The 23980-nt window shown below is 70.1% G+C and carries 22 protein-coding genes; 16 read left to right on the top strand and 6 right to left on the bottom strand.

Annotated features, from left to right (window positions below; translation table 11 throughout):
- Nucleotides 1–331 precede the first annotated feature (331 nt).
- The 10 genes from aztC to ABFX45_RS28300 all read left to right on the top strand — a co-directional run bounded on the left by aztC (nt 332) and on the right by ABFX45_RS28300 (nt 7998).
- Nucleotides 332–1240, top strand: coding sequence for a zinc ABC transporter substrate-binding protein AztC (gene aztC, locus ABFX45_RS28340; RefSeq protein ID WP_346133145.1), 909 nt, complete (start codon nt 332–334; stop codon nt 1238–1240).
- 32 nt (nt 1241–1272) lie between these two features.
- A complete protein-coding gene (aztD, locus tag ABFX45_RS28335) occupies nt 1273–2436 on the top strand; it encodes a zinc metallochaperone AztD (protein WP_346133143.1) in 1164 nt (387 codons plus the stop codon).
- An 8-nt stretch (nt 2437–2444) separates the two neighbouring features.
- Nucleotides 2445–2753, top strand: a complete 309-nt coding sequence (locus ABFX45_RS46570; protein ID WP_428834198.1) for an iron chelate uptake ABC transporter family permease subunit — start codon at nt 2445–2447, stop codon at nt 2751–2753.
- On the top strand, nt 2741–2902 hold the full coding sequence (locus ABFX45_RS28330) for a hypothetical protein (protein WP_346133141.1): 162 nt from the start codon (nt 2741–2743) through the stop codon (nt 2900–2902). Before ABFX45_RS46570 ends, ABFX45_RS28330 begins: the two co-directional genes overlap by 13 nt.
- 29 nt (nt 2903–2931) lie before the next feature.
- Nucleotides 2932–3765, top strand: coding sequence for an ABC transporter ATP-binding protein (locus ABFX45_RS28325; RefSeq protein ID WP_346133139.1), 834 nt, complete (start codon nt 2932–2934; stop codon nt 3763–3765).
- A 9-nt stretch (nt 3766–3774) separates the two neighbouring features.
- Nucleotides 3775–3993 carry a hypothetical protein gene (locus tag ABFX45_RS28320; RefSeq protein ID WP_346133137.1) on the top strand — a complete coding sequence of 73 codons (219 nt, stop codon included), beginning with the start codon at nt 3775–3777 and terminating at the stop codon, nt 3991–3993.
- Between the two features lie 10 nt (nt 3994–4003).
- A complete protein-coding gene (locus ABFX45_RS28315) occupies nt 4004–6343 on the top strand; it encodes a glycoside hydrolase family 3 protein (protein WP_346133135.1) in 2340 nt (779 codons plus the stop codon).
- A 6-nt stretch (nt 6344–6349) separates the two neighbouring features.
- On the top strand, nt 6350–6931 hold the full coding sequence (locus tag ABFX45_RS28310; RefSeq protein ID WP_346133134.1) for a hypothetical protein: 582 nt from the start codon (nt 6350–6352) through the stop codon (nt 6929–6931).
- Between the two features lie 44 nt (nt 6932–6975).
- A complete protein-coding gene (locus ABFX45_RS28305) occupies nt 6976–7260 on the top strand; it encodes a PASTA domain-containing protein (protein WP_112225814.1) in 285 nt (94 codons plus the stop codon).
- 66 nt (nt 7261–7326) lie between these two features.
- Entirely contained in the window at nt 7327–7998 is a 672-nt protein-coding gene (locus ABFX45_RS28300; RefSeq protein WP_346133131.1) for a transporter substrate-binding domain-containing protein, read from the top strand.
- Here ABFX45_RS28300 and ABFX45_RS28295 read toward each other — a convergent pair.
- Entirely contained in the window at nt 7984–9300 is a 1317-nt protein-coding gene (locus tag ABFX45_RS28295; RefSeq protein ID WP_109636353.1) for a nucleobase:cation symporter-2 family protein, read from the bottom strand. The genes ABFX45_RS28300 and ABFX45_RS28295 overlap by 15 nt on opposite strands.
- 77 nt (nt 9301–9377) lie before the next feature.
- Here ABFX45_RS28295 and ABFX45_RS28290 point away from each other — a divergent pair, with 77 nt between their 5' ends.
- The 6 genes from ABFX45_RS28290 to ABFX45_RS28265 all read left to right on the top strand — a co-directional run bounded on the left by ABFX45_RS28290 (nt 9378) and on the right by ABFX45_RS28265 (nt 16357).
- Nucleotides 9378–10109: a YqjF family protein gene (locus ABFX45_RS28290; RefSeq protein WP_346133129.1), complete on the top strand. Its 732-nt coding sequence runs from the start codon at nt 9378–9380 to the stop codon at nt 10107–10109.
- Nucleotides 10110–10399: 290 nt separating this feature from the next.
- Nucleotides 10400–13084 (top strand): AfsR/SARP family transcriptional regulator, encoded by a 2685-nt coding sequence (locus tag ABFX45_RS28285; protein WP_346133127.1) that lies wholly within the window; start codon nt 10400–10402, stop codon nt 13082–13084.
- A gap of 103 nt (nt 13085–13187) precedes the next feature.
- Nucleotides 13188–13367, top strand: coding sequence for a thiazolylpeptide-type bacteriocin (locus tag ABFX45_RS28280; protein ID WP_109636350.1), 180 nt, complete (start codon nt 13188–13190; stop codon nt 13365–13367).
- Entirely contained in the window at nt 13364–15478 is a 2115-nt protein-coding gene (locus tag ABFX45_RS28275; RefSeq protein WP_346133125.1) for a lantibiotic dehydratase, read from the top strand. The genes ABFX45_RS28280 and ABFX45_RS28275 overlap by 4 nt, the downstream gene beginning before the upstream one ends.
- On the top strand, nt 15408–15773 hold the full coding sequence (locus tag ABFX45_RS28270) for a hypothetical protein (protein WP_346133123.1): 366 nt from the start codon (nt 15408–15410) through the stop codon (nt 15771–15773). Before ABFX45_RS28275 ends, ABFX45_RS28270 begins: the two co-directional genes overlap by 71 nt.
- Nucleotides 15770–16357, top strand: a complete 588-nt coding sequence (locus ABFX45_RS28265) for a hypothetical protein (RefSeq protein ID WP_346133121.1) — start codon at nt 15770–15772, stop codon at nt 16355–16357. Before ABFX45_RS28270 ends, ABFX45_RS28265 begins: the two co-directional genes overlap by 4 nt.
- Before the next feature lie 10 nt (nt 16358–16367).
- On the opposite strand, the gene ABFX45_RS28260 is transcribed toward ABFX45_RS28265, so the two are convergent.
- From ABFX45_RS28260 to ABFX45_RS28240, 5 genes are read right to left on the bottom strand one after another with little or no spacing between them, the layout of a single operon-like run.
- A complete protein-coding gene (locus ABFX45_RS28260) occupies nt 16368–17354 on the bottom strand; it encodes an acyl-CoA dehydrogenase family protein (RefSeq protein ID WP_109636345.1) in 987 nt (328 codons plus the stop codon).
- Nucleotides 17351–18892: an aldehyde dehydrogenase family protein gene (locus ABFX45_RS28255; protein WP_346133118.1), complete on the bottom strand. Its 1542-nt coding sequence runs from the start codon at nt 18890–18892 to the stop codon at nt 17351–17353. The genes ABFX45_RS28260 and ABFX45_RS28255 overlap by 4 nt, the downstream gene beginning before the upstream one ends.
- A 41-nt stretch (nt 18893–18933) precedes the next feature.
- Nucleotides 18934–19857 carry a 2Fe-2S iron-sulfur cluster-binding protein gene (locus ABFX45_RS28250; RefSeq protein WP_109636343.1) on the bottom strand — a complete coding sequence of 308 codons (924 nt, stop codon included), beginning with the start codon at nt 19855–19857 and terminating at the stop codon, nt 18934–18936.
- Nucleotides 19854–21623 (bottom strand): NAD(P)H-dependent oxidoreductase subunit E, encoded by a 1770-nt coding sequence (locus ABFX45_RS28245; protein ID WP_346133116.1) that lies wholly within the window; start codon nt 21621–21623, stop codon nt 19854–19856. Before ABFX45_RS28245 ends, ABFX45_RS28250 begins: the two co-directional genes overlap by 4 nt.
- On the bottom strand, nt 21624–23564 hold the full coding sequence (locus ABFX45_RS28240; protein WP_346133114.1) for a molybdopterin oxidoreductase family protein: 1941 nt from the start codon (nt 23562–23564) through the stop codon (nt 21624–21626).
- Nucleotides 23565–23980: the final 416 nt, after the last annotated feature.

Below are 23980 nucleotides of genomic sequence, written 5' to 3'. Positions count from 1 at the left end.
ACGTGCGGGCGAAGAAGTGGACGCTGCTGGAGACCGGGCCCGTCGCCGCCGTGAACGCGGTCGGCGAGGGAGGACCGCTGCTGACGCTGACGCCGGACGGGATCCTGCACTCCTACGACGTCAAGACCGGCAAGCAGATCACCCAGCGCCAGGTGCTCAGTGCACCCATCACCGGGGGCACGTCACCGGTGATCGAGATCGACCCGAACCGCGCCTACGTCAACGATGCGCGCGGCCGGGCGGTCCACGAGATCGACTACAACGACGGCCTGCGGGTCGCCAGGACCATCCGGCTGGAGATCGAGCCGGCGCACATGGTGGAGACCGGACGATGAAGCGGATTCTCGCGGCGGCCAGCGCCCTCCTGCTGGTGCTCACCGGATGCGGCAGCGCACGAGGGCAGAGCGACGGGATCGTGGTCACCACCAACATCCTCGGTGACATCACGCGGAACATCGTCGGCGACGCGGCGCCGGTCACGGTGCTGATGAAGCCGAACGCCGACCCCCACTCGTTCGCGATCTCGGCACAGGAGGCGGCAAGGCTGGAAAGCGCCGCGCTCGTCGTCCACAACGGACTCGGGCTGGAAGAGGGTGTGCTCCGGCACGTCCGCGCCGCCGAGCAGGCCGATGTGCCGGTCCTGTCGGTGGGCGACCAGATCGACCCGATCCGCTACACCGCCGACGACGTGGAGGGCAAGCCGGATCCGCACTTCTGGACCGACCCGAAACGCGTGCGCAAAGCCGTCGAAGTGATCAGCGAGCGCGTCGTCGAGCACGTCGGTGGCATCGACGCCGACAAGGTCAGGGCCAACACGACGCGCTACCTGGAGGAGATCGACCGGCTCGACACCTGGACGGCCGAGCGGCTCGCGTCCATCCCCGCCCAGCACCGCAAGCTGGTCACCAACCACCACGTCTTCGGCTACCTCGCCCAGCGCTTCGGCTTCCAGATCGTCGGCGCCGTGATCCCCAGCGGCACGACGCTCGCCTCACCCAGCGCGTCCGACCTGGCCTCGCTCGCGGAAGCCGTCCGCACGGCGGGCGTGGGCGCGATCTTCGCCGACTCCTCGCAACCCGACCGCCTGGCCCGCGTGCTCGCCGAGCAGGCAGGCGTCCACGTCCAGGTGATCGCCCTGTACTCGGAATCGCTGACCGCGGCGGGCGGCGGGGCGGCCACTTACGTGGAGATGACGCGCGCCAACACCGAGGCGATCGTGCGCGGCCTCGCCCGTGCCTGACCCGACACCCTGAAGAGGAAGTTGAGAAGCAGATGACAAGCTGGTCGCGAAAGTGGACGACCGCCGTGGTGTCCACGGTGGCCTCGACGCTCGTGCTGGCCGGTTGCGGCGCGGAGAAGGCTCCGCAGGCCGCTTCTGGAACCGGTGCGGTGGCCGAGCCGGTCGCCGTCACCTACGACGGCGGAATCCACGTGCTGGACGGCAAGACGCTCGAGGTCAAGGCCGACATCAAGCTGGCGGGCTTCAACCGGCTCAACCCCGTGGGCGACGACAAGCACCTGATGGTCTCGACGTCGAACGGGTTCCGGCTGCTCGACGCCGCCGCCGGCAAGCTGACCGACATCGAGTTCCCCGGCGCCGAACCGGGCCACGTCGTCCGGCACGCCGGGCGCACCGTGCTGTTCACCGACGGAACCGGTGAGGTGCGCATCCTCGATCAGGCCACAGTGGGCAGTGCCGAGCGGAAGGTCGAGACCTACAAGACCGCCGAGCCGCACCACGGCGTGGCGATCGAGCTGGCCAACGGCGAACTGGTCGTCACGCTCGGCAACAAGGACAAGCGCGTCGGGATCGCGGTGCTCGACAAGAACCGCAAGGAGATCACCCGCAACGAGGACTGCCCCGGCGTCCACGGCGAGGCGACCGCGAAGGACGAGGTCGTCGTCATCGGCTGCCAGAACGGCGTGCTGATCTACCGCAACGGCGCCATCACCAAGGTGAACAGCCCCACGGCCTACGGACGGATCGGCAACCAGGCCGGTAGCGACCACTCCCCGATCGTCCTCGGCGACTACAAGCAGGACCCCGACGCCGAACTCGAACGCCCCACGCAGATCTCGCTGATCGACACCACCACCGGCACCCTCAAGCTCGTCGACCTCGGCGCCAGCTACACCTTCCGCTCGCTCGCGCGCGGCCCGCAGGGCGAGGCGCTGGTGCTCGGCACCGACGGCAAGATCCACGTGATCGACCCGGTCAAGGCCGAGGTCACCCGCACCATCCCGGTGACCGACACCTGGCAGGAGCCGCTGGAGTGGCAGCAGCCGCGCCCGGCGATCTTCGTGCGGGGCGGCACGGTCTACGTCTCCGACCCCAACAAGCAGAAGCTGCACCGGATCGACCTCGCCGCCGGGACGATCACGGCGACCGCGTCGTTGCCGCAGAAGCAGAACGAGCTCAGCGGCGTCACCGCCTGAGCACCTTGATGCCGTACGGGGAACACCCCCGTACGGCATCACCGGCTGGGCGCGGCTCCAGGCACAGCGAGGTGCTGGCCAACCCGCGCGCCCCCGGGGACTTCCGGACCAGGGTTCTTCACGGGCGCGAACAAGGCGCCGGTACCGGGAGTGTGGCTCCTGCAAACAGCATCACGAGGAGCCGAGATGTCCACGTACTGCTGCTGTGCGCGGTCCTGCTCGCCGGAGTCGCCGTCTCCGCTGCCGGTCCGGTGCCGTTCGTCGCCCTGGTCGCGCCACAGATCACCATGCGGCTGCGCTCCCCGTGCCGCCGCTGATCGCGTCTGGGCCATTCGGCGCGCTGCTGCTGATCGGCTCGGACCTCGTCGCGCGCAGCGTGCTGCCCGACGACCTCCCGTCGGCGTCGTCACGGGGGCCGTTCCTCGTCCACCTGCTGGTGCGCGCGAATCTGAGACGCGCGGCCTGAGGTAATCCTCAGTTAAGTAAGGTTGCCCTATGACCGCGCTGCGCAACGATGCCGCCCGACTGGGTGCCGAAGGCGTCACGGTCGGGTACGCCGACCGGGTCGTGCTCGACAATCTCGACATCACCATCCCGACCGGTGTCATCACCACGGTCATCGGGCCCAACGGCTGCGGCAAGTCGACGCTGCTGCGCACCCTGTCCCGCCTGCTCAAACCGCGCCAGGGAACCGTGCTGCTGGACGGCCACGACATCGCGCGGCTCAAGACCAAGGACATCGCGAAGAGGATGGGCCTGCTCCCGCAGACCCCGATCGCGCCGGAGGGGCTCACGGTCGCCGACCTGGTCGCGCGGGGCCGGCACCCGCACCAGAGCTGGCTGCGCCAGTGGTCGAGCGACGACGCGGAAATCGTCGAGAAGGCCCTGCACATGACCGGTGTGGCCGATCTCGCACAGCGCCCGGTCGACTCGCTCTCCGGTGGTCAGCGGCAGCGCGTGTGGATCTCCATGACGCTGGCCCAGGGCACCGATCTGCTGCTGCTCGACGAGCCCACGACCTACCTCGACCTCGCGCACGCGATCGACGTGATCGACCTCGTCGACGACCTGCACGAGGGCGGCTGCACGATCGTGATGGTCCTGCACGACCTGAACCTGGCCGTCCGGTACAGCGACAACCTGATCGTGATGAAGTCGGGATCCATTGTCGCACAAGGACATCCGAGCGAAGTGATCACCAGCGAGCTGCTGCTGGACACGTTCGGCCTGCAGGCGAAGGTCATCGACGACCCGGTCAGCGAGCGCCCGTTGATCGTGCCCATCGGCAGGACGCACGTGGCTGCGAAGGGTGGGAGCAAGCTCTCGTAGTTCGGCTCGGTGTCGCCGTTCTTCATGACGACCTCGGGCTTGGCCGACGCGAACCTGCCCGCCGCCAAGGTCGAAGAGCTCGGCTGGGACGGCAAGCGCGTCGGCTGGGCCGAGATCGCCGAAGCGGCGGGCGCGCGGAAGTTCACCTACGGCATGACCGACCCGTCCGCCTCCAACTCCGGTAAACGGCAGGCCGACCACACCCGCTACCTCGAAGATCGCGAGTAGCCTCCAGGTCGTGGACATCGACGAGGCGATCGCGAGCCTGGACCTGCCGCAGAAGGTCCGTCTGCTCACCGGTTCGGCACTCTTCGCGCTGTGGCCGGAACCGGAGATCGGGCTCGCGGCCCTGAAGCTGTCCGACGGCCCGACCGGAGTGCGCGGCGCCGAGCTCAGGGGCGGGGTGATCGCCTGCCTGCTGCCCAACGCCACGCTGCTCGCCCAGCACTGGGACACCGAACTGGCGCGCGAGGTCGGCGAGGTGCTCGCGGACGAGGCTGCAGCGCAGCGCGTCCACGTGCTGCTCGGTCCGACGATCAACCTGCACCGCACGCCACTCGGCGGCAGGCTGTTCGAGGCCTACAGCGAGGACCCGCTGCTCACCGGCACGCTCGCCGCCGCGTACGTCCGTGGCCTGCAGGACAAGGGCATCGCCGCGACGCCGAAGCACTACGTGGCCAACGAGTCCGAGACCGAGCGGCGCACGGCGAGCATGGTGCTGGACGCGAAGACGTTGCGCGAGGTGTACCTGCTGCCGTTCGAGATCGTCGTCGAGGACGCCTCGCCGTGGGCGATCATGGCTGCCTACAACAACGTCAACGGCGTTCCGGCGACCGAGCACACCGAGCTGGTCGAGGGCGTGCTGAAGGGCGAGTGGGGCTTCGACGGCCTGGTCATGTCCGACTGGTTCGCCACCTCGTCCACGGCGCAGAGCGCGAACGGCGGTCTCGACCTGGTGATGCCCGGTCCGGGCGGACCTTGGGAGGACAAGCTCGTCGCGGCTGTCGAGGCGGGCACGGTTGCCGAGCAGACCGTCGACGACCACCTGCGGCGCTTGCTGCTCCTCGCGAAGCGCACCGGCGCGTTCGGACCTGAGCACAAGTGGCCGGACGACCTGCCCGCGCCGGACAGCGAGGTTCGCCGTGAGCAGCTGCGCAGGTTCGCCGCCGGTGGCATGACGGTGCTGACGAACAACGGTGTGCTGCCGCTCGACGCATCCAAGATCGCGCTGATCGGCCGGCACGCCATCGACACCGTCGCGCAGGGCGGTGGTTCGGCCGGGTTGCGGCCACCGCACGTCATCAGCATCGCCGACGGCCTGACGTCGTTGCTGGGCGACAGCGTGTCCGTTGTGGACGGTGTGGAGGTGCGGGCGCGGTACGCGGCTCCCGGCGCGGGGGTGCTGCGCGACCTCCGTGCCACGACGTTCGACGGGGCCGGCGAGGTGCTGGCGTCGCGAGAGATGGAGATCGCCGAGCTCGCGGCGTACGGCGGATGGGCACAGGGTGCCGCCTCCATCGAGGTGTCCGGCGAGGTCGTGCTGGACGAGCCGACGCGAATGCTGGTCGGGGTGCGCGGGTTCGGCGACTGGATGCTGGAGGTCGCCGGAGAGTCGCACGCCACGCGCCTGGCCTGGGCGGACGGCATGGTGGAGGAAGCACTGCTGAAGCCGCCGTTCTGGACGACCGAGGTCCTGGTTTCGCCCGGTGACCGGATCACGGCCCGCGTGCGCGAGGCAGCCGCGCTGGTCGGCTTGATCGCCCAGGCGGTCCCCCTGCCTCCCGCCGACGTGATCGGTGCCGCGGTGCGGGCCGCGCGCGAGGCGGATGTCGCGGTGGTCGTCGTGGGCCTGACCGACGAGCAGGAGACCGAGGGCTTCGACAAGACCACGCTGGCGTTGCCCGGCGAGCAGGACGCGCTCGTCGCCGCGGTGGCGGAGGCTGCTCAACGGACGGTGGTCGTGGTCAACGCCGCGACGCCGGTGCTGATGCCGTGGCTCACGCAGGTGGACGCCGTGCTGTGGGCCGGTTTGCCCGGCCAGGAAGCCGGTGACGCCGTGGCGGCCGCACTGCTCGGCCACATCGAGCCGGCAGGGCGGCTGGTCACCACGTTCCCGCGATCGGACGCCGACGCGTTGTCGCCGGTGCCGGTGAACGGCTCATTGCCTTACACCGAAGGCACGGCGATCGGGTATCGCGGCGCGTCGGAGCCGTTGTTCTGGTTCGGCCACGGTCTCGGCTACACGACGTGGGAGTACGGCGCGGCGTCGTCGTCCACTGTGGATGGTGCGATCGGCACGGTGTCGGTGTCGCTCACCAACACCGGTGCCCGTGCCGGGCGTGAGGTCGTGCAGGTCTACCTGCGGCCGGAGGACGAACCCGTGCGCCTGATCGGCTGGGCGGTCGCGGAGGTCGCGGCCGGCGAGACCACGCAGGTCGAGGTGCGGTGCTCGGCGCGGGTCCAGCGGGTGTGGCGGGACGGCTGGCAACCGTTGCGCTGTGGCGAGATCCTGATCGCCCGCGGGCTCGGCGATGTCCGCATCAGCCTGCCCGCTCCAACAAACCACAGGGGGATGTGAGCCGGCATGCCAGGCGGCCCAGCTCGTCGCCGACGCCCGTACGTCGTGATCGGCTCCGCGATCGTGCTCGTGGCCGCGGTCCTGCTCGGCTACGTGGCGCTGTTCGGCCGGCCGGCCGGGGTGGACGCGGCGCGGGAGCGAACCATGCGCGCGTCGATCATCAGCTATCTCGAACAACGACACTGGCGCGGCGTGCTGGAAGCCCGCCGTTCGAAGCAGAAGGTCCGGTGGATCTGCGCGGACCGGCTGATCGAGGTGAGCGGGGACGGGGAGAACTACAAGGTCGGGCTTCACGCGCTGTGCCAGGAGTTCACCGCGGTGGACGGCTCGCTGGTCAAGGGCAGCGGTGAATCAAGTCCCAAGCTCGCCACCGTGACCTCACCGGACAGGCCGGTCGAGGTGCTGCGCGTGGAGCAACCGCCCGACGGTTCGGGGTACGGATCGTGGGTCCGCTCGAACTTCTCCTGGGCCGGCGTCGCCGAGCTCCGTCGAATCCAGCGGAGCCTGCCCGCGGATCTCGAGGCCACGATGCTCACCAAGGCCCGCAGCGCGTTCGGACTGCCCGCTGACGCTCCGGTTCGCCGGTGATTTCGCAAGCCCGTTGCGGTACCGTCGATGCCGGGTGAAGTCATGTGACAGTGGTGGTTCCGAACTTCCACGGCAAACAGGCGCTCGACGCGTGGCTGGCAGGTCACGACGCGGGCCTGCTCCTGCAGGGTCCTGATCCGGACAGTCCCCATCCCCTGTTGAACGGCGTGGTCGTGGCGCAACTTCCTGCCGCGGGCGCACGGGTCGGACGCTGGGACGTCGTGACCGTCTGGGTCGAGGGCGGAGGAGACGGCAGCGGAGTGCGCGAGCCGCGCCGCCCGCTGCCGGAACGCCTCACGGCGACGCGGTGGCAGCCACCGGAAGCGTGAGCATGCCGACGATCAGGTCGCCCAATGCCCGGCAACGTTCCGGGCCGAACCACTAGGCTCGCAATCATGACCGTTGCCGAAGACCTGGCTCCGACCGGTGTGCTGCGAGCGTCGATCAACCTGGGGAATCCCGTGCTGGCACGGGGAACGCCCGCCGATCCCGGCGGCGTCACGGTGGACATCGCGCGGGAGATCGCAGCTCGCCTCGACCTGCCCGTGGAGTTCGTGTGCTTCGACGCCGCGCGCAAGTCGTTCGAGGCGATGAAGGACGGACAGGCCGACATCTGCTTCCTCGCCATCGAGCCCGCACGGGAGGAGGAAGTCGCGTTCACCGAGCCGTACATGGTGATCGAGGGTGTGTTCGCCGTGCCGGTGGACTCGCCGATCAAGACGGTCGCCGACGTCGACCAGCCCGGTGTGCGGATCGGCGTCAAGCAGGGTTCCGCGTACGACCTCTACCTGACGCGAACCCTGAAGCACGCGGTCGTGGTGCGCGGCAACGAGGGCGTCGAGGTCTTCCGCGAGCAGGAGCTCGACGTGGCGGCGGGGATCCGCGAGCCGATGACCGCGTTCGTGGCGGCGAACGACGACGTGCGGCTGATCGACGAACGGTTCACGGAGATCAGGCAGGCGGTCGGAACCACGCGGTCCCGGCGGCCAGAGACCGTGCGGTTCCTCAGCGAGGTCGTCGCCGAACTGCGGGAGAACGGGTTCGTCGCCCGGTCACTGGGTCGCTGACGCGCGTCGCCCGGTGTGGTTGAACAGCAGGTTGAGCACGAAGGCGGTCAGCGCCGCGCTGGTGATGGCGCTGCCGCCGATCACCTGCGCCCACGCGGGAAACGACTGGTAGATCTTCGGCGCCACCACCGGCAGCAACCCCACCCCGATCGTCACCGCGATGATCAGCAGGTTCCCGGTGTTCTCGAAGTCGACCCTGCCCAGAATCCCGATGCCCACGGCCGCCACCGTCGCGAACATGACCAGCCCGGCCGCGCCGACCACGGGACCCGGCAGGGCGGCGACGATCCCGCCGAGCTTGGGGATCAGCCCCAGCAGCACCAGAATCCCGCCCGCGACGGCGGCGACGTACCGGCTGCGCACCTTCGTGATGCCGACCAGTCCGACGTTCTGGCCGAACACCGTGTCCATGAACCCGTTCATCACCCCGCCCAGCACACCGGACACGCCCTCGGCGGCAAGACCACGAGCGAGATCGCGTGACGTCACCGGACGACCGGTCATCTCCCCCACCGCGAGCATGTCGGCGGTGGACTCGGTGAAGGTCACCAGCATCACCACGCACATGGAGATCACCGCCGCCAGCGGGAACTGCGGCGGCCCGAAGTGGAACGGCTGCGCGATGCCGAGCCACGCCGCGCCGCCCACGTTCGAGAAGTCGGTCATGCCCAGGAAGATCGCCACGACCGTGCCTCCGACCAGCCCGATCAGCACCCCGAGCTGCCCGAGCAGGCCACGCGCGAACCGGCCGACGAGCACGATGACCAGCACGATGCCGAACGCCAGGGCCAGCTTCGCAGGCGACGCGTAGCCGGCGGCCGACTCCTGGCCCGTGATCAGCCCGGCCGCCACCCCGATCAGCGACAACCCGATCACCGTGATCACCGAACCGGTCACCACTGGCGGGAAGAACCGCACGGCACGAGCGAACGGCACCGCGATCAGGATTCCGAACACCCCGGCGGCGAGCATCGAACCGTAGACGGCCTGCACCCCGTACTGCCCGGCGATCAGGATCATCGGCGTCACGGCGGTGAACGTCGCCCCTGCCACCACCGGCAGCCGGATGCCCAGGACGTTCCCGATGCCGAGCGCCTGCAGCAACGTGATCAGGCCCGCCACGAGCAGGTCGGCGTTGACCAGCAGCCCGATCGTGCGGGTGTCGAGGCCGGCCGCGGCGCCGAAGACGAGCGGCACCGTGACGCAGCCGGTGTACATGGCGAGGACGTGCTGCAAACCGAGCAACCCCAGCCGGGCAGGTGGCAGCATCTCGTCGACCGGATGCTTCAGGGCGGTCTCCATGGACCCTTCGTAGCCCCTGAGCGTTGCGGTGGTGTCACGTGGGCGAGAAGTCGCCCGCTCAGCGGTACGTTCGAACCATGACCGAGCCGGTGTCGCCGTTGACGCCGCGTCCTGTGCGGTTCGCCGCGGTCGGCCAGTGGTGGCGTGACGTCACGTTCCTCCACTGGGCCGTGGCGCCCGAGTCCGTCGCGGGGTTCCTGCCCGCCGGCACGCGGCCGGACGTGCTGGACGGCGTCACGTACGTCGGGCTGGTGCCGTTCCGGATGCACCCGATCGGCGGGCGGGTGGGGCCGCGACTGCCTTACGTGGGAACGTTCTGCGAGACCAACGTCCGGCTCTACTCGGTGGACGCCACGGGCAGGCGCGGGGTGGTGTTCCTCTCGCTCGACGCGAGCAGGCTGCTGCCCGTCCTCGGCGCGCGGATCAGCGCGCGGCTGCCGTACAAGTGGTCGTCGATGCGGCTGGAACGCTCCGGCGAGGTGCTCAGCTACACGTGCCGGCGCCTCTGGCCGGGACCTCGCGGCGCGTCGAGCCGTGTGGTGGTGCGGGCCGGGCGCCCGGTGGTGGCCGGCGAGCTGGAAAATTTCCTGACCGCGAGGTGGGGCCTGCACGTGGCGTGGCACGGAATGACCCTCTACCTGCCCAACGACCATCCAGAGTGGCCACTGCGCGATGCCGAGCTGGTCGAGCTGGACGACGGGCTGGTGGCGGCGGCCGGTCTGGGAAACCCCGCGGGGCCACCGGTCAGCGTGCTGCACTCGCCGGGGGTGCCGGTCCGGTTCGGCGTTCCCGTGCCGGTGTCCGCGTAGTTGGGTGGTGGCCCAGCGCAGTCTGGGGGACCTGACTGGGCCACCGGTCAAGTTGGCCGACGTGCGCGGTGACTTTCACACGCCGGCCGGGTTCTTGGGGGAACCGGACCCGGCAACTGCGCCGACCCCCTGTCCCGGGTGTTCGGGCCCGGCGGCGCAGGTACCGGATCTGGGTACAACGGTGCCAGGCGGCGCGCACAGATTTCGCCCAGGCCGCGCACAGGGCATCCGAAAGTGCGCGAGGATGGCTCGACCCCGAACGATGGTGACCGTCGAGGAGAGATGCACCTGTGGAGTTCCTGTTGCTCGGTTCGCTGGCGGCAAGGCGGACGGGCACACCGCTGGAGCTGGGCGGACCCCGGCAGCGAGCGGTGCTCACGATGCTGTTGCTGCACGCCAACGAGGCGGTCAGCGTCGCACAGCTCACCGAGGCGGTCTGGGACTCGCCGCCAGTTTCGCCGGAGTCGAACCTGCGCACGTACGTGGCGGGGCTGCGCAAGGTCCTCGGTGACCGGCTGGTCACCAGGCCCGGCCACGGTTACCAGCTCGTCGTCGAGCCCGGTGAGCTCGATCTGGACGCGTTCGACGACCTCGTGCGTCAGGGCGAGCAGGCCCTCGCGGACGGTGATGTCGAGGCGGCCGCCGACCTGTTCGCCCAGGCACTGGCCAAGTGGCACGGCACGCCCACCGCGGAGCTGAGCGCGGGACCGCTGCTGCGCGCGGAGCTCACGCGGCTGCAGGAACGCAGGCTGACCGCGGTTGAGCGGTACGCGAAGGCGGCGCTGGAGCTGGGCCGGCTCGACGACGTGATCCACCGGCTGCGGCGGGAGACCGCGCAGCACCCGTTGCGGGAGGAGCTGTGGGTCCAGCTGATGATGGCGCTGGACCGCTCCGGCCGCCGGGGCGAGGCGCTGGAAGCCTATACGGCCGCCCGCAAGCACATGGTCGAGCAGGTCGGCGTCGAACCAGGTGCGCGGCTGCGGCAGTTGCAGCAGGTGATCCTCGAGAGCCGGGCGCCCTCCCCCGCCGCGTTGAACGCGCATCGGCAGCTGCCGATGGACATCGCCGAGTTCACCGGGCGGGAGACCGAGCTGCGGCGGCTGTGCGAGCCGGGCCCGCAGACCACCGTCGTGATCTCCGCGATCGAGGGCATGGCGGGGGTGGGCAAGACGAAGCTCGCGGTGCGGGCCGCGCACCAGCTCGTGCCGCGGTATCCGGACGTGCAGCTGTGGGCGGACCTGCACGGGTTCGACGCCGACGAGCTGCCCGCGGACCCCGCCGCCGTGCTGGAGAGCTTCCTGCGCCTGCTGGGCGTGCCCGGCGGCCAGATCCCGGAGTCGCTGGAGGCGCGGGCGGCGTTGTACCGCGATCGGCTCGTGGGCAAACGGGCGTTGGTGCTGCTGGACAACGCGGCGGGCGAGGACCAGGTCCGGCCGTTGCTGCCGGGTAGCGCGAGCTGCCTGGTGCTGATCACGAGCCGCCGCACGCTGCTGCGGCTGGACGGGGTGAAGTCGCTCTTCCTCGACGTCTTCATGCCGGAAGAAGCGGTCGCACTGCTCGCCAGGATCGCCGGTGACGACCGCGTGCACGCCGACCGCGAGGCGGCGCAACGGGTCGCCGAGCTGTGCGGGCACCTGCCGATCGCGGTCGCACTGGCCGCCAAACGACTCGCCCGGCGTCCACAGTGGACTGTCCGGGACCTGGTGGCACAGCTGGAACGAGGAGGTGGTCACGGCGCGCGAGGCGTCTTCGACCTCTCCTACCAGGCGTTGCCGGACAACCAGCGCCGATTGTTCCGGTTGCTCGGGCTGCACCCGGGCGAGGACGTCACGGCCGAGTCCGCCGCCGCCCTCGCCGGGCTGACCGCGTACGAGACCGAGGACCTGCTGGAGACGTTGCTCGACGAACACCTGCTGCAGCAGCACACTCCCGGCCGTTACGGGCTGCACGACCTGTTGCGGGCGTACGCCGTCGAACAGGTGATGGCCGCCGAGCCGCCGCCTGCCAGGGACCTGGCGCGGCGGCGGGTGCAGGACTGGTACGTGCACACGGCATGGCACGCCGGGCAGCAGCTCAACCCGGTGCGCAAGCTGGAGATCGGCACCGCGGACCCGGCCGTGCACCCGCGCACGTTCGCCGGCCGCGACGCCGCGCTGCTGTGGTGCGACACGGAAAGGGCCAACCTGGTGGCCGCGGTCCGCGACGCCGCCGAGCACGGCCTGCCGGAACAGTGCTGGAGCCTGGCCCAGTGCCTGTGGGACTTCTTCAACCTGCGCAAGCACTGGGCCGACTGGATCGACACGCACGGCGTCGCGCTCGCCGCCGCACGATCGGTCGGTGATCGCAGCGCCGAGGGACGGATGCTGATCACGCTCGGCATCGGGCTGCGCGAGATCCGCCGCCACGACGAGGCCATCGAGTGCTACCGGCAGGCGCTCGCGATCTTCCGCGCGATCGGTGACCAGTCACGGCAGCAGCCGGTGTTGAACAACCTCGGCATCGCGTACATGGCGCAAGGGCGGGCCGACGACGCGTTGGCCTGCTACGAGCAATCCGCGCAGATCTCGCGTGAGCTCGGCGACGCGCACACGGAAGCCGTGCTGCTGAACAACATCGGCCTGCTGCACTCCGACGCCGGGCGGTTCGACGCCGCTCTGGAGTGCTACCTGCGGTCCCTGGAACTCCGGCAGCAGGTCGAGGACCCGTACAGCAAGGCGATCCTGCTCAACAACATCGGCGAGGTGTACCGGAACCTGCTCGACTTCCCGAAGGCCGTGTCGTACGTCGACCGCGCGCTGGAGACGTTCCGCGCGATCGGCGACCTCTACGGGCAGGCCGAGGCGCTCGACAACCTCGGGCTGGCGCTGGACGGCCTCGGCGACCGGCGCGGTGCCGAGAAGTGCTGGCTGGAGTCGGTGACGTTGTTCGAGGAACTGGGCGAACCCAGGGCGGACGAGGTCAGAAGCCGCCTGTAGCCCGTGCGGTCAAGCAGAGTGCGATCCATGCCGTATCGCGCCCTGCCAGCGTGACCCGACGGCCCCCGGCCGGTTCGGAACAACTGAATGCGAAGGACACGGCATGAAGGATCTTTCGTTCGATCTCGACGATCTTGAGCTCGGCGACCTCGCGGTCACCTCGATGCGCGACTCGGTCGCGCTGCCCGAGTCCGGCGCGTCCGGCGGACCCTCGTCCTGTTCGTGCAGCAGCGGTTCGTGCAGCAGCTGCCACCAGCCGCAGCTCCCGGCTCTGACCGCATGACCGATCGCGTGCGGGGAGAACCAGCGCCATACGCACTCGTGCGCCTGGCGGCCCTGCCGCACCCGGACGGCGCCGCGGCCGCGGCGCCGTTCCGGCGGGCAGTGGAGGCGTTGGCGGACAAGGAGAGCGAGCTGCTCGCACTCGCAGGTCCGCTGAGCGACCTGCTGCACGACAGCGCGGGCGCGCACTCCGCCGAGTTCCACCGCCGAGTCGTGCTGCCGTTGCGCCGCGACGTCCACAACCGGCGCACGCCCCGGCCCTCGGTGCGCGCCGCCGCCGAGTCGCTGCGAATTCCGCTGCTGGACACGTGGTTCAGGCTGATGGACGAGTGCGCCGAACTGGTTCTGGAGGTCGAGCGGCACCAGCCGGCGGCGCTGGCCGCCGAACGCGAGGTGCTCGCCTCGCTGTGCGCGGCGGAACCGTTGCGCAAGGCCGCTGTCCTCAGTGGACACGACCTCTGGCGGGGGCTGGGCCGCACCGGTTCCGGGGATCGCCGCGCCCGCAAGGCGGAACCGGCCGTGCTGCGCTACGCCCTGCGCGCCACGTCGAAGACGAGCCCGCTCTCCTGGTACACCTCGGTCGGCTGGGGCACCTGGTCGCCCGACGCGCCCGCACCCGACTGGGGCACACCGGTCGCCGTCACGCGGGTCAACCAGGTGCTGCTGACCCGGCTCGTGGCCGCGCTGGTCGCCGACCGCACGCGCGTCTTCGGCCACCCGCACCGCCTCGCGCCCGGCGTGCACGAGGACGGCGGCAGGATGACGTTCCTGCGCGACGTCCCCGCGTCCGGCCCGCTGCGCGCCCACGTCGCCGCCGAGGAGAACGTGGAGCTGGCGGTGACCGCGCCGTTGCGGTTCCTCGTCGGCCTCACCGCCGCCAACCCCAAGGGCATCAGCCCCGCCGAGCTCACCAGCGCGCTCGCCACCCGCCTGCCGGACGGCGAGTCCGCCCGCGCCCAGCGCTACATCGCTCTCCTGCTCGACGTCAAGCTGCTGGTCCCGGTGCTCCCGGTCGATCCGCAGGATCCGGAGGCGTGTCGTTCGCTGGCCTCGTGGTTGCGCGACACCGGACGGGCCGCGCTCGGCGACCGGGTGGCGTCGATCCACCGCTCGACCGCGGCGTTCGGCGCTCTCCCCGCCGACTCCCGTCCCGCCGCGCTGGCCGCCCTGACCGCCGCCTGGCAGGAACTGGGCGAGCTGACCGGTGCCGAGCTCACCGGCATCGTGCCGCTCAGCGAGGACGTCGTGCTGCCCCAGCCGGTGCGCCTCGGCCGCGCGTACGGCTACGACGGCGTCCGTTCGCTGGCCGCGTTGACGCCGCTGCTGATGCTGTTCGACCGGCATCTGGCCATCCGCCGGTACCTCCGCGACCAGTTCGTGGTCGAGTTCGGTCGCGGTGGCTCGGCCAGGCTCGCCGCGTGCGCCCCGCTGCTGCTGGACGCGCTGGCCTCGGCCCCGACCGGCGGCCTCGGTGCCAGCCGCGCCCCAGGTGGCCGACCTGGTGCGGGACGGCGTGATCACCGACGAGGCCGTCGAAGCCGCCGCCGACCTGCTGCCCTCGTGGATGAAGACACGCCCGGTCTCGTACTCGTTCTTCGCCCAGCCGTCGCCCGGCGGGCTCGTGGTGAACCACGTCTACGACGGCTTCGGCCGCTTTCCCAGCAGGTTCCTGGATCTCCTGCCACCGGAGGCCTACGCGTCCGTCCGTGCCACTTTGGACGGTGTCTTCCCGCGCGGTTTCGCCGAGTACCGCCCGGTGCAGGGCTTCAACCCGAACCTGCACCCGTTGCTGAGCCGCGTGGAGATCGGCGAGGACCCGCGCTGGGCCGACCACACTCCGGACGCGCTGGAGCTGTACCACGACCAGGAGCGCGACGAACTCCGGTTGCGGCGCCGCGACTCCGGTGCGGTCGTCGACGTGCTGTACCTGGGCTACCTCATGCCGATCTCGTTGCCGGGCCGGGCCGCCGCGCTGCACGCCGACCTCGCGTGCGGCGCCGCCGACCTGTCCGCGCTGCGGTCTGTCGCGGACTCCGGGGACGTGCGCTTCGCCGACCGCCTGCGCTACCGCGACGTGGTGCTGGCCCGCCGTTCCTGGGAGTTCTCTGCTGAGGCGCTGGACTTCGCCGACATCGCCGCCGTGACCCGGTTCCGCGCTCGTCACGGCCTGCCCGCGCAGATGTTCGCCGGCATGGGCGGCGTCGTGTCCTCCCGCGAGGACTACCTCGCCCGCATGAACGGCCCGAAACCGCAGTACGTCGACCTCACCAACGCCCTGCACCTGCGTTGCCTGCCCCGCCTGCTGTCCCGCTACCGCAACCACCGTGTCCAGCTCACCGAGGCGTTGCCGGTGCCGTCCGGCCAGGTCGTCGAGGTGTTCGCGGAGACCTACCGGAGGGCGGAATGACCGACGTCGTCTGCTACTACCACGACCCGATCAAGGCACCGCTGGTCCGCGACGGCGTCCTCCCCGCACTGGCCGCCGCCACGTCCGCGTTCCCCGACGTCACCGGCCACGTCGAACGCCACTGGCTGCACGGCCCTCACGTCCGCGTCCGGCTCTCCGGCCCGTCCGCCGACACCGCGGCTCTGCTGGTGGCCTCGCTGCTGCGGTCCTACGTGACCGCCTATCCGTCCACAGTGGAGATTTCCGAGGCCGAACAGCTCGCCCACGCCGCGTCCGCCGCCGTCGCCGAACTGCTCCTGCCACCGTTCACCCCCTTGTACCCCAACAACTCCGTCCGCATCGAACCGACGTCGTACGAGCGCCTGCGCGACCTCGTCCCCGACGCCTACATCGCCCTGCGCGCCAAGGGCCTGCGTCTCGGTCTGCCCGCCCTGCGCGAGTCGTTCTCGGTCCCGCGCGCCGAACTGGCGTTGACCGCGATGGCCGGGCTGGTCGGCGGCTTCTACGACGACCTCGCCCACGACGTCATCGGGCTCGACGGTGTGGACGACGTTCTCGTCTACTTCCTGCCCCTGGCTTCATAGCACGCCGCATTCAGATCTCCACCGAATCCACCAGGGAGTCCACGGTCGGCTCGATCGCCGCGGCGGCCCGCGCGTCCCGGAACCTGCGCTCGATCCCCAGGTCCCGGCGAAACGCCGCGTCCCCGCACACCTTCATCGCCAGGTCCGTCACGGCGACGGCCGCCTCGGTGGCGGTCACCGCGAGCAGCCGCACCCGGTCGACGGACCGTTCCGGATGCCACGTCACCGCGGACAGGGTGTCGTTGTACAGCACCCGGACCGAGTCGGTCCGCAACCGCATCCGCACCAGGTCGGCACGTGTGCGCGGATCTCCGCCGCCGAGATGGCCCAGCGCGGCGGCGAGCGCGCCCTCCATCAGCCCCAGCGACACGGCGGCACCGAGCACCAGGAACCACGGGTACGCCGGCTCTTCCGACCACAGCCGGTTGGACGCGGGCACTCGCACGGGATCCGCTTCCACACACGTGGCGACAGTCCCGCGCAGCCCCATCCCGGCGTGGTCGGCCGGCACCAGCAGACCCGGCGCCTGTGCCGGTACCAGCCACAACGCCGAGCCGGTCGACCAGACGTAGCTGTCGGCCTCGCCGGCCGCGATGACCCAGCTCTTGCGCGCCCGCACCTGCACGACGTCGCCGTGTGACGACACGGCACCGGACGAGCCGAAAGCCGCGAGCGTCGACAGATGACGGCCGGCCGCGATCTCCGCACGCAGCCAGTGCGGTCCCGAGCGGTCCAGCACCGCCGCGGCGGAGTAGTGCGAGCGCAGCACGGAAGCCGTTGCGCCGCAGACGTGAGCGACCTGTTCGACCACCCGCCCGGCCGATCTCAGGTCCTGTCCTCCCCCGCCGGCCGTGCGCGAGATCGTCATGCCCAGCAGGCCACGCGCGCCCAGTGCGTTCAGGGCGGCGCGCGGGAATCTGGCGTGCTGGTCGACATCGGCGGCCGCGGGCGCCACCACGTTCTGCACGATGCGGATCAGGTCCGCCCGGTACGTCACGTCGGCGGGTAGAGCGAGTAGGAGGGGAAGTTGCCGTACGGCCGCTCACCGGGAGGTCCCTCCGTCACGGCGTGGACCAGGAGCTCACCGCCCACGAACGCGCCACGCCACGACGCGCCACGCCCGCCGAACACCTCGTCCCGGTCGCCCCGCGAGCGAGGCTTGTTGATCCCGACCTTGAACGCCTGGACGTCCTCGCTCAGCCGGCGGGCCGTCGCCTCGTCGTCGCAGGCCAAGGAAGCCACGAGGGCCCCGTTGGACGCGTTCATCGCGGCGAGCAGCTCGGCCTCGGTGTCGACCAGGACGATCGTGTCGACCGGCCCGAACGGCTCCGCGTGGTGCAGGACGGACGACCGCGGCGGATCCAGGATCGCGACCGGCGCCAGGTAGGCGGCGGTCTGCTGGCCCGGCAGGAACCGGCCCGAGTCCGGCGATCCCCGGTACAGCGGTACCCCGCCGGCCCGGATCGCCTCGTCCACGGCGTCACCGAGCTCCTTGGCCTTCGCGTCGTTGATCAACGGGCCGAAGTCCAGCACCGGCAGCTCGTCGCCGGGTGAGGAGACGGCGAGCGGATGCCCGAAGGTGACCTCCCTGACCGCGGGCAGGTACACGGACAGGAACTTGTCGAACAACGACCGCTGCACGACGTAGCGGGGGTAGGCGGTGCAGCGCTGCTTGCCGTAGTCGAAGGCCTTGCGGATCTGCGTGCCGAGCATCTCCCAGGAGTCGAACTCCCAGACACCCCAGCAGTTGAGGCCCTCCTGCTCCAGCACGTGCCGCCGGTTCGAGTCGACCAGCCGCGCGGCGATGGCGCCGCCGACGTCACGACCGCCCACAAAGGACACACAACCCAGGAACGAGGACCCGACCAGCACCGGCGCCAGCTCGGCCCCGCTGCCCGACACCAGCGTCAACGGCAGCCCGGATCGCACGGCCAGCGCGGTCGCCAGCGTCAGGCAGCTGACGCCGCCGTCGGTCGGTGCCTTGGCGATGACCGCGTTGCCCGCCAACGCCTGCACCAGCATCGCGTGCATCAGCACGCTCATCGGGTAGTTCCACGACGCGATGTTGCTGACCGGTCCGGACAACGGCTCCCGGCCCGCCAGCATCGCGTCGATCTCCTCGACGTACCAGCGCACCCCCTCGATGCAACGGTCGACGTCGGCCGTCGCGAGCCGCCACGGCTTGCCGATCTCCCACACCAGCAGCAACGACAGCAGGTCGCGGTGTTCGGTCAGCGCGTCCAACGCCTCCGACACCCGCGCCTTGCGCTCGGCCAGCGGCACGTTGCGCCACTCGATGTGCTGGTCCACGGCGGCGACCACCGCGCGGCCGGCGACGTCGAAGTCGAGGAACGGCGGGCCCGCGATGGTGGAGCCGTCGACAGGGGTGGTGGCGGGCATCGGTTCACCGGAGCGGCTCCACCCGCCGCCGAAGTGGTTGAGCAGCCGATCGTCGTGGAACGCTTCGGGTGCGAGCCGAACGCACTGCGAGTAGACCTCGTTCCACGAGGTGCCGGGCTTGAGGATCAACGACATCGGGCGCCCTCCCTGCCGAACGGAATGTGGCCGCGCGCGGGTCAGCGGTTTTGCACGTGCTGCCAGCCGAACCGGCCCTTGATGCACAGGTTTCCGTGCGTGACGGTGCTGTCGTGCGGTGACGTCACCTTCACGATCTCGTTGTCCTGCACGTGCAGGGTGAGGTTGCACCCGACACCGCAGAACGTGCACACGGTCGTGGTCTGGGTCTGCCTGGACTCGTCCCAGGTGCCGTCTTCGCGCTTGTCGTGCTCGCGCTTGAAGCTCAGCGCACCGGTCGGGCAGACCTCGATGCAGTTGCCGCAGTAGACGCAAGCGCTGTCGGGCAGCGGCGTGGCGAACTCCGTGGAGATCCGCGCGTCGAACCCGCGGCCCGCCACCGAGATGGCGAAGCTGTTCTGCCACTGGTCGCCGCACGCGTCGACGCACTTGTAGCACAAGATGCACTTGCCGTAGTCGCGCACGTACAGCGGATTGTCCACTTTGATCGGTTGCCGGACCGTGGCAGCCGTTTGCCCGTCCGGCTCCTCGTGCTCACCCGGCCGGCGGTCGTCGCGGTCCGTCGACGGCGGCTCCGGCGGCCCGAACCGGGTGGGGTCGGCGCCGCACGCGGACATCCACTCGTCCACGTGCGGCGTGGTGGACAGGTCCGTCGCGGACCCCAGAAGTTCCAGCACCAGCTTGCGGCTGTGTTGCGTGCGCTCGGATTCCGTGCGCACGACCATGCCGGGCTCGACCTTGCGCGAGCACGACGGCACGAGCGTGCGCGAACCCTCGACCTCGACCATGCAGACGCGGCAGGCGTTGGCGGGCTTCAACGTGTCGCCGTAGCACAGCGTCGGGATCGACTTGCCCACCGCCGTGCAGGCGTCGAGGATCGTCGCACCTTCAGGCACGCGTACGGACTCGCCGTCCAGCGTGACCTCGACCAGCCGCTTGGGCAGCCCGATCTCGACGATCGTCATGACGTCGCCTCCTCTGCGTAACCCAAGCGGTCGAGTGCTGATTCGATGGCGTTCCAAGCGGTCTGGCCGAGCCCGCAGATGGACGAGTCGCGCATGACCTGCCCGACTTCCCTCAGCAGCTGGAGATCAGCCGCGCTCGTGCTCAGCGGGCGCTTGCCGACGAGCCGGTGCAGCGCCTCTTCCTGCCGCACGGTCCCGATCCGGCACGGCACGCACTGCCCGCACGACTCGTCTCGGAAGAACGCGGCGATGCGCAGCAGGAAGCTGCCCAGGTCGGCGGTGTCGTCCAGCACCAGCACGACACCGGAGCCGAGCGTGGTGCCGGCGGCGCGCGCGTCCTCGATGGTGAGCGGCAGGCCGAGCTCGTCCGGCCGGACGAACCCGCCTGCCGCCCCGCCGAGCAGTACCGCTCGCAGCTCCCGGCCTGGCGGCACGCCACCCGCCAGATCGAGGAGTTCCCCGAGCGTGGTGCCGAACGGCACCTCGTACACGCCCGGACGACTCACGTTCCCCGACAGGCAGAAGAGCTTCGGCCCCGTGGACCCCTCGGTGCCGATGCGCGTGTACGCCTCGCACCCCTCCGTGAGGATCACCGGCACGTTCACCAGCGTCTCCACGTTGTTGACCACGGTGGGCTTGCCGAACAGCCCCTGCTCCACCGGGAACGGGGGCTTCGACCGCGGCTCACCGCGGAAGCCCTCGATGGAGTTGAAGATCGCGGTTTCCTCACCGCAGATGTACGCACCGGCGCCACGCCGGATTTCGATGTCGAACGAGAAACCCTCGTGGCCCATGATGTTCGCGCCGAGGAAGCCCCGTTCGCGCGCCTTCGAGATCGCGTTGCGCAGCAGGTGCAATGCGCGCGGGTACTCGCCGCGCAGGTACAGGTACCCCTTCGAGCACCCGGCGGCGAACCCGGCGATCGTCATCGACTCGATCACCGCGAACGGGTCGCCCTCCATGAGCAGCCGGTCCTTGAACGTGCCCGGCTCGCTCTCGTCCGCGTTGCACACCAGGTAGTGCGGCCGCACGGGCTGACGGGCGGTCGCGTCCCACTTGCGTCCCGTCGGAAACGCCGCGCCGCCGCGTCCCATCAGCTTCGCGTCGGTGATTTCCCGGATCACCCCGGACGGTCCGAGCAGAAGCGCGGTGCGCAGTGCCTGGTAGCCGCCCGTCGCCCGGTAGTCGTCGAGCGACTCCGGATCGACCACGCCGACCCGCTTGAGCAGCCGCAGGCCGGAGTCACCGGCCTGCGGCACCTCCGCGCGCTCATCGTCCACATGGGAGGGACCGGCGGCCGCCACCGCGATCACCTCACCGGCGTGGGTGGGCGCGAGGAGCTGCTCCTTCGCCACCTCCCCCGCCTCGAACGCGAGCGCCGCCGGAGCCTTCTCGCACACCCCGAGACAGGGGCTGCGCAGCCAGCCGCTCCTCGCTCCCGCCGGGCCGAGCTCGTCGGTCAGCCGGTCGCACAACGCCTTCGCGCCGTTGACCTGGCACGCCAGGTCGACGCAGACGTGCACGACCTTCGCCGGCCGTTCCGTGAGCGAGAACAGCGAGTAGAAGCTCGCCACGCCGTACGCCTCGGCCGGCGGGATGTGCAGGACGCGGCAGATGTGGTTCAGCGCGCCCTGACTGATCCAGCCGACCCTGTCGTTGACGGCGTGCAGAGCGGGCAACAGCTGATCCCGCCCCATGCCGGTGAACAGGTCGACCACGACGCGTTCGGCCTCGGTGGGCTCGACGTCGAGCAGTTTGAGGTCCACTCAGCCCGCCTTCCCGGCAACAGCGGGCACCGGAAGCTTGTCGATGCGGATGGCCGCGGCCTTGTACTCGGCCGTGCCCGCGATCGGGCAGGTGGCCTCGATGGTGATGATGTTGACGTCGATCTCGTCCGGGAAGTGGAACGTCATGAACACCAGGCCGGGCGTGAGACCGTCGTCGATCCGCACCGGCGCCTGGATCTGCCCGCGCCTGCTGGTGATCTGGACTTCCTCACCTTCCTCGACGTTCAGCTCGGCCGCATCCTGCGGCGACAGGTCGAGCGTCTCCCCCTTGCGCAGCGGCGACTCGAAGCCGTGCGACTGCACACCCGTGTTGTAGGAGTCGAGCCGGCGCCCGGTGGTGAGCCGGAACGGATACTCCTCGGTCAGCTCGTCGACCGGAGGACTGTGCAGCACCGGCGAGAACGGCGCTGGCTTGCCGCGCTTGACCGGGTCCTCCTCCCAGAGCCGGGCGTGCAGGTAGCTCGGTTCGAGGCTGTCCTCGCTCGGGCACGGCCACTGGATGCCGCCGAGTTCCTCGAGCCGCTGGTAGCTCATGCCGGTGTGCAACGGCGACAGGCTGCGCAGCTCGTCCCACACGTCCTCGCCGGTCTTGTGCTCCCAGGCCGCACCGAGCCTCGTGGCGATCTCACCCATGATCTCGATGTCGTCGCGCGCACCCTCCGGCGGGTTGAGGGCCTTCCGCACCCTCTGGACCCGGCGCTCGCTGTTCGTGAACGTGCCGTCGGTCTCGCACCACGCGGCCGCGGCGGGCAGCACGACGTGCGCCATCTTCGCCGTCTTGGTGAGGAAGATGTCCTGCACGACGATGTGGTCCAGATTGGACAGTCGCTTGATCGTGTGCTCACAGTCGGCCTCGGACTGCACGGGGTTCTCACCGATGATGTAGACGGTGGTCAGGTCACCCCGTTCCATCGCCTCGAGCATCTGGGTGAGGTTCCAGCCCTTCTCCGCCTTGATGTTCGAGCCCCAGGCGGCGTTGAACTTGGCCGTGACCGCGGGATCGGTGATGTCCTGGAAGCCCGGCATGCGGTCGGGGATGGCCCCCATGTCACCGCCGCCCTGGACGTTGTTCTGCCCGCGCAACGGGTTCAGCCCCGCGCCGTACCGCCCGACCTGGCCGGTGAGCAGTGCCAGGTTGATGAGGCTGAGAACGTTGTCCGTGCCGTTGTGGTGCTCGGTGATGCCGAGCGTCCAGCTGAGCTGACCGCGGTCCGCCTTGGCGTAAGCGTGCGCGAGCTCGCGGATGAGCTCGGCCGGCACACCGGTCTCCAGCTCCGCCACCGGCAACGTCCACGGCTCGACCGCCTTGACGAACTCCTCGAAGCCCTCGGTGGCGCGCTCGATGAACGACATGTTGGCAAGTCCGGACGCGATGATCTCGCGCGCGATGGCGTGGGCCAGCGGAATGTCCGTGCCGACGTTGAGCCGCAACCACTTGTGCGCCCACCTGCCGGTGCTCGTCAGCCGCGGGTCGACCACGTACAGCTTGGCGCCCTTGTTGACCGCCTTGAGCACGTGCTGGAAGAAGATCGGGTGCGCCTCCCGCGCGTTCGACCCCCACAGGATGATCAGATCGGCGTCCTCGATCTCCTGGTAGGAGGACGTCCCGCCACCACTGCCGAAGACCTTGGCCAGCCCGGCCACGCTCGGCGCGTGACACGTGCGGTTGCACGAGTCGACGTTGTTCGTGCCGATGACCGCCCGCGTGAACTTCTGGGCCATGTAGTTCATCTCGTTGGTGGCCCTGGCACAGGAGAACATCCCGAACGCGTCCGGCCCGTGCTTCGCAACGTTGCGGTGAAACCCCTCGGCCGCGCGGTTTAGCGCTTCGTCCCAGGTGGCCGGGCGCAGGATGCCTGCGTCGCGCACCAGCGGCTGGGTGAGCCGCACGTAGGGCTCGGTCTTCTTCCGCCTGCTCATCACGACACCTCCTGCGTCCATACTGTATGCAATCTTCGGTATGCGCTAGCCCCTGTTGCGGTTTCTTGCCGGGGCTCAGGTGGCTCGGGCACCGAGGGGTCGGCTTGCGTTGGCTGGTGCCGGTTCCAGCGGAGGGGCACCTGGCTTGCGAGGCGTCACCTTGCATAGGTGGTTGCGCAGACCTTGACGGGCCGGGTCATTTCATCGCCGCTTCGCGACGATAGCGATTGGGGCTTGACTTCGGGGCCCTTGCGAGGCGCTGGTCGGCCTGTAAAAGCCGGGCATGTAAAGCGCCCGGCCGATCCGAACACGGTAGCACCTCGCACCCAAAGTCAAGCCCCAATCGCCAGCGTGCGTGGTTGCGCTTGTTCGTTCGGGTGCGGGAATTACCGCTAGCACGGCGGATAATTGCCCTG

Source organism: Lentzea roselyniae, from assembly GCF_039537795.1.
GTDB classification, from domain to species: domain Bacteria; phylum Actinomycetota; class Actinomycetes; order Mycobacteriales; family Pseudonocardiaceae; genus Lentzea; species Lentzea atacamensis.
This window is presented reverse-complemented; position numbering and strand designations above follow the sequence as displayed.

Bases quoted from the DNA above. Each gene is read 5' to 3' on its own strand.
- aztC (WP_346133145.1), top strand. From the start codon at position 332: ATGAAGCGGATTCTCGCGGCGGCCAGCGCCCTCCTGCTGGTGCTCACC.
- aztD (WP_346133143.1), top strand. From the start codon at position 1,273: ATGACAAGCTGGTCGCGAAAGTGGACGACCGCCGTGGTGTCCACGGTG.
- ABFX45_RS46570 (WP_428834198.1), top strand. From the start codon at position 2,445: ATGCCGTACGGGGAACACCCCCGTACGGCATCACCGGCTGGGCGCGGC.
- ABFX45_RS28325 (WP_346133139.1), top strand. From the start codon at position 2,932: ATGACCGCGCTGCGCAACGATGCCGCCCGACTGGGTGCCGAAGGCGTC.
- ABFX45_RS28310 (WP_346133134.1), top strand. From the start codon at position 6,350: ATGCCAGGCGGCCCAGCTCGTCGCCGACGCCCGTACGTCGTGATCGGC.
- ABFX45_RS28300 (WP_346133131.1), top strand. From the start codon at position 7,327: ATGACCGTTGCCGAAGACCTGGCTCCGACCGGTGTGCTGCGAGCGTCG.
- ABFX45_RS28295 (WP_109636353.1), bottom strand. From the start codon at position 9,300: ATGGAGACCGCCCTGAAGCATCCGGTCGACGAGATGCTGCCACCTGCC.
- ABFX45_RS28290 (WP_346133129.1), top strand. From the start codon at position 9,378: ATGACCGAGCCGGTGTCGCCGTTGACGCCGCGTCCTGTGCGGTTCGCC.
- ABFX45_RS28280 (WP_109636350.1), top strand. From the start codon at position 13,188: ATGAAGGATCTTTCGTTCGATCTCGACGATCTTGAGCTCGGCGACCTC.
- ABFX45_RS28275 (WP_346133125.1), top strand. From the start codon at position 13,364: ATGACCGATCGCGTGCGGGGAGAACCAGCGCCATACGCACTCGTGCGC.
- ABFX45_RS28265 (WP_346133121.1), top strand. From the start codon at position 15,770: ATGACCGACGTCGTCTGCTACTACCACGACCCGATCAAGGCACCGCTG.
- ABFX45_RS28255 (WP_346133118.1), bottom strand. From the start codon at position 18,892: ATGTCGTTGATCCTCAAGCCCGGCACCTCGTGGAACGAGGTCTACTCG.
- ABFX45_RS28250 (WP_109636343.1), bottom strand. From the start codon at position 19,857: ATGACGATCGTCGAGATCGGGCTGCCCAAGCGGCTGGTCGAGGTCACG.
- ABFX45_RS28240 (WP_346133114.1), bottom strand. From the start codon at position 23,564: ATGAGCAGGCGGAAGAAGACCGAGCCCTACGTGCGGCTCACCCAGCCG.